The following is a 13,506-nucleotide window of genomic DNA, read 5'->3' as shown; positions in this document are numbered from 1 at the left end:
ACTCGAAACAATGGAGGACTTGTGGGAGACGACTACCGCGGTGTGACCGCACTCGTCACAGGCGCGTCCAAGGGGTTGGGGCGGGCGTACGCGCTGGAGTTGGCGCGGCGGGGAGCGCGGGTGATCCTGCTGGCCCGCTCGGACGGGGACCTCCAGGAGCTCGCCGCACAGATCCGGGAACGGCACGGCAGACCGGCCGCCGGGGCGCCGGACACCGAGGCGGCCGAGGTGATCACCGGCGACCTCGCCGCCCCGGACGGACCCGAGCGGATCCTGCGGGAGCTGCGCGAGCGCGGCCTGACCGTCGACCTCCTGCTCAACAACGCCGGCGCGGGCAGTGTGGGCCCGTTTCTCGGCCGCCCGCTCGGGCCGCAGCTGAGCTCCGTCGGGCTCAACGTCAGCGGCCTGCTCGCGCTCACCCACGCGATCGGGTCCGAGCTGGTCGCCCGCGGCTCCGGCGGCATCATCAACGTCTCGTCCACCGCGGCCTTCCAGCCCATGCCCTACCAGGCCAGCTACGCCGCGACCAAGGCTTTCGTGCTCTCCTTCACCGAGGCGCTGGCCGAGGAGCTGCGCGGCACCGGCGTCCACGTCATGGCGGCGCACCCCGGCGCGATCGCGACGGGTTTCTTCGACGGCACCTCGGCCACGATCGGCCCCCAGGCCGACACGGCGGCCACCGTCGCGGCCCACACGCTGGACGACTACGCCCGGCGGCGCGCGGTGTCGTACCCGGGCCGGACCGTGAACCGGGTCCTGACCTGGCCCGCGCGCCTGCTGCCGCGCACCGTCGTCGCGCGGGTGGCCGGCGGGTTCAACCGTCGGCTGCGCCTGCACGAGGTCGTCGACGTCGTTGAGACCGGGACAGCGGGCACCTGACGGGCACCTGACGCCCCGCAGGAGAGCGGGGCCTGTGCATCACCCGGATCGCCGAGGCCCCTCGGCGTCCCGACCCGGTGTGCGAGGTCTCCGAGGCTCCCACGGCAGAGCGGCTCCGGGCGTGTGCCCGGAGCCGTCCGTGATCACCCTCGACGCCTCCGGCAGCGCGGGACCAGCTTCACCGGCGCGGGCCCTTGCCGCTCCCGCCCTCTCCGGGAGCGCCACCACGCGGTACCCGGCCCGACCGAACCGCCGTTCGCAGACGCATCACCACTCCATGGCCCTGCGCGCACGTCCCAGCCGCGCTCGGTTCTCATCCAGCCAGTCATCCGTCACGTCGATCGGCACGCGCACCACGATCTGTGTCGAGGGCGCATCGCGCACGGTCACCTCCACCGGATCCTCCGGCGCCACCTCCAACCAGGCAACGCGATCACCCATGGGCCACGTGATCCGCTCCTCAGCCTGGAGAGCGTCCAGGCAGCGCTCCCAGTCGTCCAGATCCCTGGAGGCCAACAGGAGTCCGAGCCGCCCCTTGACGAAGCCGCTCTCCAGCACGATGTGAGCGGTGAAGTAGCGCTCCCGCCCCATCGTCAGAGGAGCACCGAACTCCACCTCGACGGCGACGCTCTGCACCGGGTCCGCGAACCGGAGCAGTTCCCATGCCTGCGCTTCGTCTGCCACGGCTACCTCTTGCATGCTCGATGGGCCACGTTCGCCCTGATTCTCGCGCAACGCCGACGACCGCAGTTGTCCCCCGACCACCGCTCGACCGCCCCGGCACCGAGAATCCCCCGGATCGACGCCACATGACCCGCCACGCTGCCCGCGACCGGTCAGGAGCAGCCCCCCATCCGCGTTCCCCGGCACCCACGAGAGGGGAGAGCCACGATGATCACGTCTCGACGCGGTAGGCGCGGGCCTGGATCCCGTACAGCTCGGCGTAGCGCCCACCGAGCGCGACGAGTTCCTCGTGGCTGCCCTGTTCGCATACCCGGGCCCCGTCCATGACGACGATGAGGTCGGCCATGCGCACGGTGGAGTAGCGGTGCGAGACCAGGAGCGTGAGGCGACCCCGGTCCTTGAGGGCCCTGGAGCGCTCGGCGTACTGCTCGAACAGCAGGTGCTCGGTCTCGGCGTCCAAGGCGGAGGCGGGTTCGTCCAGGAGAAGCAACAGGGGGTCGCGCATGTAGCCGCGGGCGAGCGCGACCTTCTGCCACTGCCCCTCGGACAGTTCGGCCCCGTCGGCCCAGGTGTTGCCCAGCTGGGTGTCCAGGCCCCGGTCGAGCCGGTCGGCCAGGGCGCGGGCGTCGGCCCGTTCCACCGCCCGATCGACGGCCTCCCCGTCCTCGGCCCTGGCCAGGTCGCCCAGGCCGATCGACAGGCGCAGCGGGTACTCGAAGCGCGCGAAGTCCTGGAAGGCGCCCGAGAGCCGGGTCCGCCACGCGTCGGCCGGCACGTCGGCCAGGGGGACGTCGTCGACGACGATTCTCCCGGAGTCGGGCTCGTACATCTTCGCCAGGAGCTTGACCAGCGTGGACTTGCCCGCCCCGTTCTCCCCGACGATGGCCACCACCGCTCCCGCCGGAAGGTGGAGTGTGACGTCGTCCAGCACTTGCCGGTCCGTCCCGGGGTAGCTGAACGAGACCCCGTCCAGGGTGATGCCGGAGCGCATCCGCTCCGGCGGAGGCGCCGGGCTCCATTCGGCCGCCATGGAGGACAGCTCCTCCAACCACAGCAGGCGGCGTCCTCCCTCCAACCAGATCGTGCGCAGGAAGTGGACCTGGCTGAGCGTCTGGCCGATGTACTGGGCCAGGCGGCTGCCGGCGGCGAGGAGGAGGACGACCTCGGCCGCCGAACCGCCGTTCAGCGCCACCCCGGCGACGGAGCCCGCGAACGCGCAACCGAAGACCGTGAGCGCCGCCGCCTGCCACGCCGTGGTCGTCCAGCGGGCCCGGGACATGGCATGGTGCCGTGCGGCCCACGCCTGGTGGCGTCCCGCGCGCACCCGTTCCCTGGCGCGGGCGACACGGAGCTCGCGCCCGGGTGAGGCGTTCGTGCCCAGGAGGAAGAAGTGCCGTGCCAGGCGCTCGTGGTGCCCGACCCTCTCCTCCAGCGCGTGCTCCGCCCCACCACGCCAGTGGGAGACCACTGCGGTGGGTACCGCGAACAGACCCAGCAGGCCCAGCAGGGGGTGGACGGTCATCAGCAGGCCCATGGTCAGGACCAGGCGCAGGACGGCGCCGACCGCCTGGAACAGGTACTGGTAGACCTCGCTCAGCGTGTCCGCGTGATCGCGGACGAGCTGGACGCGGTTGACGTAGGAGGGGCGTTCGTGGTGCTCCAGGGAGGGGATGCCGCTCTGGAGCCGCACCACGTGGGCTTCCATGAACACGGCTGTGCGGTCGGCGAAGCGACGGTTGGCCCTCTCGCTCAGGAGGCGCAGCAGCCAGCTCATGACCGCCAGGGCGCCCAGGAGCACGGCGGCGGTGGTTACGTCGACCTGGTTCCCGGAGAGCACCGCGTCCGCGAGCATCGCCAGGGCGGCGGCGATCAGGACGTCCGGCAGGGAGGCGCCGATGGTCGTCGCGAACGCGACGGCGATGAGCCCGGGTGAGGCCGTCCAGCCCAGGTGCAGCGTGCGGCCCAGGCCCCGCCAGGACGCGGGTAGGGGGTGGTCTTCAGCCGGCACAGTCGGCTCCGTCCTGTTCTTCGTTGAACCGCGTGGCCTGGAGTTCGAAGAGTCGCTTGTAGGTGCCCCCGAGGACCATGAGTTCGTCGTGGCTCCCGAGTTCCACGACCCTGCCCCTGTCCACGACGCAGATCCGGTCGGCGCGGCGGACCGTGGAGAAGCGGTGGGAGATGAGGACGGTCGTGCACCCCCGGGTGGCCTCCAGCACACGGTCGAAGACCTCGGCCTCGCCGCGCACGTCCAGTTGTGCCGTGGGCTCGTCGAGGACGACCACCCCGGCCCCCCTGCCCACGGCGTACAGGACCCTGGCCAGGGCGACGCGCTGCCACTGTCCTCCGGAGAGGTCGGTGCCGTTCTCGTACCCCGAGGAGAGGATCCGGTCGAGGTCGCGCAGATCCGCGGCGCCGGCGGTCCTCAGGGCGTCGGCGACCTCTTCGGTGACGGCGCCCAGGGGTGCGACGTTGTCCTTGAGGGAGAGCTCGTAGCGGATGAAGTCCTGGAAGATCGCGCTGATCCGGCGGCGCCACGAGTCCAGGTCCAGCTCCTTGAGGTCCGTGCCGTCGACCTCGATGGTCCCGGAGACCGGGTCGTAGAGGCGGCACAGGAGCTTGACCAGGGTCGACTTGCCCGCACCGTTGACGCCGACCACGGCCAGCGAACTCCCGGCCGGGATGGTGAGGTCGAGACCGTCGAGGACCGGTGCGGACATGCCCGGGTAGGCGAAGGTCACGTCGCGGAACCTGATCTCGGCCGCCGGCATCCCCTCGGCCGGGGTCCGTCCGGAGACCACACTGCGCGCCTCGGCGCTCGAGGACATCGTCCTCTCCACGCGCAGCACGGCCGCCACCCCGTCGGCGGCCAGGGACAGGGCCCAGTTCAGCCCGCCGAAGGCCAGCGCACTGGCACCGACCGCCGCGTAGGCGAAGGTGCTCACCTGGCCCAGGTCGATGGCGCCCGAGGCGGCGTCCCTTCCCAGGGACCAGAAGAACAGCCCTCCCGAGACCGTCAGGACCGCCACCGCCCAGCCCATCGGCTTCTGCCGCAGCCGGGTGGTGTGCCAGCGCAACTCGACCAGGGTCCTGCGCTCGGAGGCGAAGCGGTCCGTCAACCAGCTCGCGAGGCCGAAGAGCCGGATCTCCTTGGCGGCGGGAGAGTCCACCGCCAGCCTGTAGGAGTACTCGGCGCGGCGCTGTGCGTCGAGGACCTCCCCGGTGTTGCGGTCCCACTGGGTGCTCTCACGGAGCAGCCAGTGGGTGGAGAGCCAGGCGCCCCCCACCAGGAGCGGCGCCCACCACGCGTAGGCGGCCAGGACCACCGCCTGCGCCAGGCCCGCGATGGCTTCCACCAGGCCGCCGGCGATGAAGCCCATCGACATGTGCAGGGGCGGGCCGGTCATCCCGAGGTCGAAGTCCCGGGCGGCGGTCAGCTCGTCCATGTGCTCGCGGTTCTCCAGGTGCGCGAGACCCTCGGGGGTGCCGGCGGCGACGAGCAGGCGATCGTGCAGACGATCGGAGACGTGCTCGCCCAGGAGGGAACCGACCTGGTTGTGCAGGGGTGTCGTGACCTGCATCAGGACGAAGACGACGCCGATCAGGAGCAGCGGTGCCAGCAGCGGGGAGCCGTCGGCGACGGCGCCGATGAGCGAGCCGACCGCCACGACGAATCCGGCGGGAAGAACCCCCTGGAACAGGATCAGCGCCCACCACACCGCGGTCAGCCTCCGGTGGGACCTCCACAGGGTGCCGAAGAAGACCCATTCCCTCCGCGCCTTGAGCAGGGCCATCGGGCTGCTCTTTCCAGGGCGCACCACTTCGTCGGCGGCAGGGATAGACACCCTGTGCACCAGCCTTTCTCTCGGCGTGCATCAATGGGGAAGTCGATCGCTTCGTGTCGTCATCGAATACTGAGGAGAAAAACAGCGGTACGCGTCCACGCTGCTATGACTGGGCGACGTGGAACCTATCCTCGCCCCTGTCGGGTGTCAACTCGATTTAGCGGAGCGAACAGACTAAGGGAGCGCTCCCATCAGGCGTTTGGTCGATGTGAATAATTTTCCACCTTGCCGTTGTGGTGCTTCGGGGGTGGCCAGCCGTCGGGGATCTCGTCGACCACCCGCCCCCATCGAGCAGACGGGCCGGACCTTCCCCCGGCCCTCCCGTGACGGCCAGGAGGCGATCGACACGGTTCTGGACGCCCTGGGTGTCCGGAACCGCTCCGACCAGGGAAGGGAAGGCTCTCTTCTGGTGCGCTACACACGGGAACCCGCCGAAATCTGTGACCCACCTCCGGCACGGAGACTTCATCTGGCAGGGCATCCTTGTCGTGCACCTCGCCGCCTGTGCGGCTCACTTGGCGCCAGTGGCGACCGTTCCACACCTTCGCCCGCCCCCATCCCACTGCCATTTCCCACCGAGGTACTTGACGTGCGGGAATTGCCCTCCGTCACAGAGCGGCAGTTCGGCGACGTTCGCTTCAAAGAGTCAGCGAACTTCGGAGTCGGCATACGCCAACACACATCATTCACATTTGTCAGCTCGCCCGAGATTTACACCCATGACGGGACACGCACCCGAGCGATTCGCAAACGGGACACAAATTATGCGGTAATTCACAACCTGTCAGTGGAATTCATAGCCAATCCGTCCACCAGGTCTTCGGAGTCCGGGCGCTTGATCCAGAATCCTTCTGCCCGCCCGAAGTACGTTCCTTCGCCATTCTCGGTTTCAACTTGGAGCGCCGTCTCTACGTCTTCGAGCGCCGCCGCAAGGCGAGGGGCGTTCTGGTCGTAGATCTCGGGATGCGGGCGCCCTGAGAAGTCGTACCAAGCCCAGATGTCGTGGTGCACGCTGATCTCCACCTGAATCTCACCAGGCTCAGGGGAGACCGTAAGGTTGACCAGCTGGAGTTCTTGGCGCCTGCGCCCGCGCGCATCGATCCATGTCCCAGTGCCAACCGTGTCGAGATGCGCCGCATGGGCTTTGGGGAACCCAGACGGCCGGCTCTGCCGCACAAACGTTGCATAATCAGGATCGGCGAAGGGAATTCCTGGGGCCAACTTTGTCCAAATGCCAATTTTTCCCCTCCCTCGCTCTTTCCAGCAGACTTCTATGACATCCGACCTGAGAAGATGGTGATCTTCCAGAACACTCGCCACCCCGGCGAGAACAAGGAGACTGCCATCGATACTTATCTCCTCGGGCGCCTCGACGTACCAAATCCACGAACCGACTTCACTGGGCGCTCGCAGTAGTGCTGACATCAGAACTCTCTAGCTAGTCGGATACATAGGGGTGCCGGGGGGAAAATCTAGCGTTCCGTCCTGAAAGTTGATATGGAAGGAGATACCCTCATCCTCCGCCGCATTGATAAGATTCTTCAGATCCCTGTCCATAAGGGCGCTCATCTCGAAGTTTGCCTCAATGATTCCACCTCGATGAACCGCTTCGGTTTCCGCCGGGAACTGCTTTCGAATCTTCCGAAGGGCACTTCTGATCCCTTCCGGATTTTCGACAACCTTCGCCTGATACCCGTACTCGATCCTACCATCATCCCCCCTTAACGCCACATCAAGATCCTCTCCGGTGTTCGGATTCTTTCCGGGAAATGAAACCCTTTCCCCCGAAAACCCCGCATCTAGCAGATCAGTGGCGATTCTCATTTCCTGGTTTCTTGCGGGGAGGTCGTTCCTGTTTTTGAGGGAGGCAATCATGTCACTGAATCCTTCAACATTGGCCAGCCGCCCTTGCAGGATCATATCTGCGGTTTGCGCACCGACGGTCGACCTTTTGTTCTCCAAAGAGTTGTAGAGGCTCGCATAGTCCCTGTCGTCGAATCCGAGCTGCCTGAAGCCAGGCACCTGCTGGATCTCCTCCCGGAGTTCGGACCGGCGGTCGGGAGACATTGGCCCGCTGTGGTCCGGCTTCTGGTTGTCAGGGTTCGTAGGCTCAGGCTTCTCGTAGACGGGGTCATCACTGCCATCACGGTTGTCGGCGTTGCTGTCACCATCACCGTCACCACCTCCGGTTCCAGTACGACCCCTGGGAGGCTCCTCACCGCCACCCTCTCCGCTGCCTTGGGCGAGTTCCGGCGCCTCCGATTCCTCCCGTGAGGAGCCATCACCACGCGCAGGGCGGTCGCCACCCTGGCCACTGGAATGGTCATCATCGCGATTCGCGTGACGCTGTTCCGTAGGTTCAACGGCTCGCTGACCGTCGGAGTCGCCGCGACGCGGCCCGTCGTCCGACCCCGTGGTCGAGGCCGGTGCGCCGGGCCTCTCCTCCTGGCTTCTCGGCGCATCCGCCTCCTCACGGGGACGGTGGGGCAGAGAGCCCTCGTTCGGGCTGTGCGGGGTGTCGCCGCGCTCCGGTGTGATCGGGGTTCGGGCGGGCTGGTCGACTCCGTCGCCGGCCACGGGACGGTTCGGGGTGGGAGACGGCCTGTCCGGCTGTGGGGCGGGGGTGTTGCGGTGCTGTTCGGGGTCCAGGAGCGATTCCCTCAGAAGGGTGAGGTCGTGCCCGAAACGCTCACCGATCGGGGCGGTGCCCTCCTCCAGGTGGCGGGGCAGCGGACTGCTCGGACCCACCGGTGTACGCCCGCCATGTGCGGAGTTCTGGTCGTACCCGTCGGAGTAGGAGCCGTTCCGGGACGAGGGTGAGAGCACGTCGCCGCCCGGGCCCAGGGTCAGCACGGTCGTGGCCACCTTGATCGGCAACCCAGCGGTCATCAGAGCCGTGTTGATGGTGCTCGTGGCACCGGTGTACTCGAGGTCCTCCTCCCGCACCGACCAGGCGGTGTGGCCCTCCACCGCCTCGTCCCAACTGACGCCGATGTTGGTGGTCCAGCGATCCAACCGAGTGCCCTCGGCGCCCTCGGCGACCCACCCTTGGTCGTCGTGGATGCCGATGAAGGTCATCGCGTCCATCCACCCGTCGTTGACGGTGCTCTTCACGTTCTCCCAGCGCCCGCTGGGGGTGAGCTGCCACCCGCCTTGGGGGTGCCATACACCGGACAGCCCGGCCAGCCCCACCGCGGACCCCCACAGCCCGTCGACCACGATGTTGTCCCAGGCCGCCTGGCCGGTGCTGTTGGAGAAGCTGGCCATCGAGGGGTGGAACTCGGTGCCCAGCCACGCGGTGAAGTCGTTGGCCGGGTCCATGAGAGTCTCGTCGAACCCCGGAGCCTCCCGCTCACCGGCGTCGGTGGGCAGTCCGTAGACGAGCACGTCGTCCCCGCCCGCCTGGTCGGGGGAGGCGTAGGAGGGGCCGCCGAACAGGGTGGAGATGCGGGTGGCGCACGCGTTCTCCGCCTCGTTGAACGTGGCCCAGGCGGTGTTGACCCCGTCCTTGAGCCTGATGTTCTCCTGGATGGCCCACTCGTCCGTTTCGTCGTCCTTGTCCAGCCACCACACCTTCTTGTCGTGGTGCTTGTTCCAGAACGACTGGGCCTCGATCTTGAGGGTGTTGAGCGAGGAGCGCGCGGTGGCGGCCGCGTCGGCCAGCTCTTCCAGCGCGCCGGCGACGGTGGCCAGGTCGCTCTGGATGTCCTCGCCCCGGGTCACCACCGGGTTCATCGCGGCGAAGAGCGTCTCGCTCTCCGGCGCGACGTAGTGGGCCTGCAGGCCGCCCCAGGTGGCGTGCATGTCCTCGGCGCCGCCGAAGAGGTTCTCCCCGCCGGTGCGCAGTGTCTCGGCCGCGTAGTTCAGGGACCAGGTGTCGGTCAGGGGGTAGGGGATGGCCCCGGGGTCGATGAGGGTGAACATGTTCGGGTCCACCCCGTCCTGGGGCTGGGTCGGCTCGAACGTCACCGCGGTCCTCCGGGGGTGGCCGGGGCGTCAGGGCCCAGGTCGAGGTTGAACCCGGTTCCCGCCTGGCTCTGGGCCTCGGCGGCCATCTCCTCCTGCCCCTGGCTGTAGGCCAGTGCGGCGTCGTTGGCACCCTGCAGGCACGACAGGCTGCGGGTGAACATGGCGTTCGTCTGGCTGGTGAAGTGCCCGAGGAAACCGCCGAGCGCGGCTTCCACCGGTGGGCTCTTGACATTGGTCAGGGCCATGTCGATGCCGTCTGCGGTGGTGTCGATGGTGGCGGAGAATCCGTCGCCTTCGAGGCCGATTTGGGTGCTGAGGTCGGTCAGGACCAGAGCAACGCCGTGGACGTCGATGTCCCACTGGCTCATCGCTCACCCGCCTGCGTGGGAGCGGCGAACCGGTGTGCGTGGAACACGGTGCCGGCTCCGATCTCCGGGACGGAGGCGACAGAGCGGAGGGCTTCCGCCGTGTTCTCGTCCGCCACATGGGCCCTGAGCTGGTTCAAGGAAGCACGAACACCCTCCACCGCCGTGTTCATACGTTCCCTGACCGGTCTGACGAGGGCGTCGGCGTGCTCGTGGCCGAGAGGGGGCGCCGACGGCTCCTGCGCTCCCTCGCTCCTGGCCCCGGGGGCGGGGAGTTCACGGTTGGTGGAGTCTTCCTCTGATGGCTCTACCAGCTCGAACTTCATCCGCCCCAGCCTCTTCTCCTTGTCGGCACTGCGCCTGACCCGCATGGGTCGCAGTAGCAGTATGCCTACATGTGGTGACTTTTCTCCGGGGTATAAATGTGCGTCGAATACCGTCCGTACAACCATGAAGGGTTACCTGAGCAGCCCGAATGTTCGCCTTTCACGGCACCCATTCACATCAAGTGATGTGCATCACCATTGCCGTTGTCTGACAGAAGCGAGTTTCCCAGTCCTTCATTCGGATTCCATTCGACGAAGCCGAGATGTCAGCCCCGAGGCCTGATCGACGAGATCGAGTGGTGGCACCATCCCGGGCTCGGCCCTCACCCTCTGGGATCCGCTGCCAGGTAGTCGGTCTGCCGCCCCATCAGCTCCAGGCCCTGCAAGGGAGCCTCCGCGCTGCTCAGCACGGGGTACCAGACCGCCTGATCCGCCCCCTCACCGAGGAGCGTGCCCCCGATCGGGCCCGCCTGGGCGCGGTCGGACCCGACCGCACGAAGACGCTCGGGTCCGATCGCCAGTCCGACCGGGATGGCGGGCCCCGCCCACACCGGTGAGCAGGTGGTGTCGCTGTGCCCGGGGAGGTGGCGCACCCGCAAGCCGTCGAGAAGCCCCTCGGCGGCGAGTGCCTCCACCAGTTGCGGGAGCGCGTCGAAGGGCGCCGCGTCCCCGTCCTCGAACCCGGCCGCGATCGAGATCCGTTCCCGGATGCGGGATCCGTGCCAGGTGAGACCGATCTGTCCGGAGAGCGGCTGTCCCAGGCCGAACGGCCCGGACAGGTACAGGATCGACGCCCGGGGCCTGCGCTCGGCGGCGAAACCCGTGATCCGTTCACGGTCCCACTCCCTGAGCGTGGGCTCGTGGGGTCCCCACGCGGACGGCGCGTGCCCGGCCAGGTGCTCGGCGATGATCTCCGCGGCACGGCCCAGGTGCGGGGTGAGGGGGTCCCGGTGGAGTACGGACACGTCCACCACCACCTGCGTCCCCGCGGTTTCGGCGAAGTCGACGAGGAACCCGGGCACGGGCGCGGCGTCGGGTTCCCTCTCGGTCCAGTTGAGCCCGGAGGGTTCCTTGTCCGCGAGGAATCCGTACTCGTCGTCCCAGTGGACCGGCAGCCCGGTGAAGCCGTCGTAGTGTCCCCCGTCCTCGTCCCGCACCACCCAGCGCCCCAGCGGTCCGGCCAGGAAGGTGCGCACTCCGTAGGTGAGCCGTGCGGTGGGCGGGGTGAGCACCTGGAGCGTTCTCTGGCCGGCGTGGGTGGCCACCGCGTCGCTGAGCCAGGATGAGAACGGCACGACCTCTCGGTCCTGGGCGACCAGGAGAGCCTTCGGTGCGGCGCGCTCGACCGCCGGGTGGTCCGACTCCTCCCACAGCCCGAACTCGGCCCCACCCGAGGTCCACACCGCGCCCCCGAGTCTGAGCACGAGCCCGTCGGCGAACCGGTGCGCCACCTCACGGCCCTGCGCGTCGGGGCGGGCACGGGTCTCCACCCACCAGAACCTGTCCGGCAGTCCTGCCACAGCCTCCGCGCCCAACAGGCGTACGACCTCGCCCGGAGACTCCACCCGTTGCCCGGGTTCGAGGGTGGCCACAAGGCGCCCGTCCCCATCACGGATCTGCAGGACACTGGTGTCCTTGTGCCAGTGCAGGCGCAGTTCCTGGTCGACGCTCTCGAGGGCCCGGACGATGTCGTGTTCGTCGGGCTCGCCTGCGACCAGTGCCACCACGTCGTAGCTCAACGGTTCTCCTTGCGGGGGTCGTGCGGAGAATGCCGGACCCGCTGAAAAGAGCCCGAATCGGTCCATCCGCTCAGGAGCCTAGCCACGCCGTCGCCCGACCGCTGTGGGGTGCCTGCTTCCTTCGGGCACCTCATGATCGGCCTCCGGGCGCAGGGCGTACCAGGCCTGGCCGGGTGCGGGCCATGCCGGCGGACGGCTGAGTCGGCGAGGTTCCGTACCGCTCGGTTTCGACGCGGCCGTGCTGCCCGGCCCACACTTTCGCAAAGGCCGGGTGTGGCGGGGGAACGGGGCGTTCGGTGGATGGGACCTTGGAGCGACGTGCGGCGACCGGGTCGGCCTCGGCGGAGGTTGCCCGCAATGGGCTCGAAGAGCGGGTGAACGGACGAACGGGCCCTGGACCGACCGCGTCCGAACGGGAGGCGGGGGCCGTGCACGTACGGACAACCGATGGGTGGACGGATGCGTGAGGGGACGGGCAGCCGGGGGGACATGGTGCTCGGCAAGATCCTGCAGGAGTGCCACCGGATGGCCCCGGACGACCTGCCGGGCCTGCTGCGACGGCACTACGAGGCCCTGGGCGTCACCAGGCTGACGGTGTATCTGGCCGACGTCCAGCAGCAGACCCTGATCGCACTGCCCGACGAGCGGACCGAACAGCCCCGGACCGTGGCGGTCGAGCCCAGCCTGGCGGGTTGGTGCTACCGCACCATGTCTCCCCGCATCACGACCTCCAGCAACGGCGACCTGACGTTGTGGCTGCCTCTGCTGGACGGCATCGAGCGGGTCGGCGTGCTGAGCGTGCAGGCCCCCGTCCTGGACACCGACGCTCTGGAGCTCTACGAGGCGCTGGCGTCCCTGGTCGCCCTGCTCGTGATCGCCAAGGACCTCTACAGCGACGCCTACGTCCGCGTGAAACGCACCGCCCCGATGCAGCTGCCCGCCGAGATGGTGTGGGCCTCCCTGGCCCCGCGTACCGTCGGCAGCCACACGGCCACCTCCAGCGCAGTCCTGGAGCCCGCCTACGACCTGCACGGCGATGCCTTCGACCACACTCTGAGCAGCAGCACCCTGTACACCGTCATTCTGGACGCGATGGGCCACGACCTGGTCTCCGGCCTGCTCGCCGCGGTCGCCTTGGCCGCCTACCGCAACGCCCGCCGTGCCGGGGCGAACCTGGAGGAGATCGTCGCCACCATCGACGCCAGTGTCCACGAGGTCTTTCCCGACCGCTACGTCACCGGTGTCTTCTGCAAACTCGACCTGGTCAGCGGTCATCTGAGCTGGATCAACTGCGGTCATCCCGTGCCGCTGCTGCTGCGTGACTACGAACCGGTGCCCGGAGCGCTGGACCGCAGTCCCGAGCCTCCTCTGGGCCTGGGCCGCGACGTGCCCAGTGGTGAACGCCGGGTCCACGAGTACCACCTGGAGCCCGGCGACCGCGTCCTGCTCTACACCGACGGTGTCACCGAGGCCCGCTCCCCCCGTACCGGGGAGCTGTTCGGAGAGGAGCGCTTCGCCGGCTTCGTCATCCGTGCCCTGGCCGCCGGGGAGTCGGCCCCCGAAGCCCTGCGCCGCCTCATCCACGCCATCCTGAGCTACCAGCAGGACCGGCTCACCGACGACGCCACCATCGTCCTGTCCGAATGGCATCCCCTGCAGCCTCCCCACGACGGCCTGATGCCCTGAATCGGTGTTTCCTCGG

At 68.5% G+C, this 13,506-nt stretch carries 10 protein-coding genes; 2 read left to right on the top strand and 8 right to left on the bottom strand.

The genetic code is table 11. The features are described from left to right. Positions 1-21: 21 nt before the first annotated feature. Complete coding sequence (locus Q8791_RS10690) at positions 22-879, top strand: SDR family NAD(P)-dependent oxidoreductase (RefSeq protein ID WP_330091481.1); 858 nt, start codon at positions 22-24, stop codon at positions 877-879. A 267-nt stretch (positions 880-1,146) separates the two neighbouring features. Here Q8791_RS10690 and Q8791_RS10685 read toward each other — a convergent pair whose 3' ends face one another. The 8 genes from Q8791_RS10685 to Q8791_RS10650 all read right to left on the bottom strand — a co-directional run bounded on the left by Q8791_RS10685 (position 1,147) and on the right by Q8791_RS10650 (position 11,804). After that, the gene (locus Q8791_RS10685; protein ID WP_330091480.1) at positions 1,147-1,563 is read right to left on the bottom strand and encodes a DUF5959 family protein; all 417 of its coding nucleotides are present in this window, start codon (positions 1,561-1,563) and stop codon (positions 1,147-1,149) included. 211 nt (positions 1,564-1,774) lie between these two features. Further along, positions 1,775-3,571 (bottom strand): ABC transporter ATP-binding protein, encoded by a 1,797-nt coding sequence (locus tag Q8791_RS10680; protein WP_330091479.1) that lies wholly within the window; start codon positions 3,569-3,571, stop codon positions 1,775-1,777. Next, complete coding sequence (locus tag Q8791_RS10675; RefSeq protein WP_330091478.1) at positions 3,561-5,354, bottom strand: ABC transporter ATP-binding protein; 1,794 nt, start codon at positions 5,352-5,354, stop codon at positions 3,561-3,563. The genes Q8791_RS10680 and Q8791_RS10675 overlap by 11 nt, the downstream gene beginning before the upstream one ends. An 825-nt stretch (positions 5,355-6,179) precedes the next feature. Further along, on the bottom strand, positions 6,180-6,830 hold the full coding sequence (locus Q8791_RS10670; protein ID WP_330091477.1) for a hypothetical protein: 651 nt from the start codon (positions 6,828-6,830) through the stop codon (positions 6,180-6,182). Between the two features lie 9 nt (positions 6,831-6,839). Further along, entirely contained in the window at positions 6,840-9,374 is a 2,535-nt protein-coding gene (locus Q8791_RS10665; protein WP_330091476.1) for a hypothetical protein, read from the bottom strand. Continuing rightward, on the bottom strand, positions 9,371-9,742 hold the full coding sequence (locus Q8791_RS10660; RefSeq protein ID WP_330091475.1) for a DUF6507 family protein: 372 nt from the start codon (positions 9,740-9,742) through the stop codon (positions 9,371-9,373). The genes Q8791_RS10665 and Q8791_RS10660 overlap by 4 nt, the downstream gene beginning before the upstream one ends. Further along, positions 9,739-10,065: a cell envelope biogenesis protein TolA gene (locus Q8791_RS10655; protein ID WP_330091474.1), complete on the bottom strand. Its 327-nt coding sequence runs from the start codon at positions 10,063-10,065 to the stop codon at positions 9,739-9,741. Before Q8791_RS10655 ends, Q8791_RS10660 begins: the two co-directional genes overlap by 4 nt. A 323-nt stretch (positions 10,066-10,388) precedes the next feature. Next, positions 10,389-11,804, bottom strand: a complete 1,416-nt coding sequence (locus tag Q8791_RS10650; RefSeq protein WP_330091473.1) for a DUF6177 family protein — start codon at positions 11,802-11,804, stop codon at positions 10,389-10,391. A 447-nt stretch (positions 11,805-12,251) separates the two neighbouring features. Between Q8791_RS10650 and Q8791_RS10645 the strand changes: the two genes are divergently transcribed. Next, the gene (locus tag Q8791_RS10645) at positions 12,252-13,490 is read left to right on the top strand and encodes a PP2C family protein-serine/threonine phosphatase (RefSeq protein WP_330091472.1); all 1,239 of its coding nucleotides are present in this window, start codon (positions 12,252-12,254) and stop codon (positions 13,488-13,490) included. Positions 13,491-13,506 lie beyond the last annotated feature (16 nt).

Source organism: Nocardiopsis codii (assembly GCF_036327455.1).
GTDB lineage: Bacteria > Actinomycetota > Actinomycetes > Streptosporangiales > Streptosporangiaceae > Nocardiopsis > Nocardiopsis codii.
Note: the sequence above shows the minus strand (reverse complement) of the source record. Positions and strands in the feature narration are given on the sequence as shown.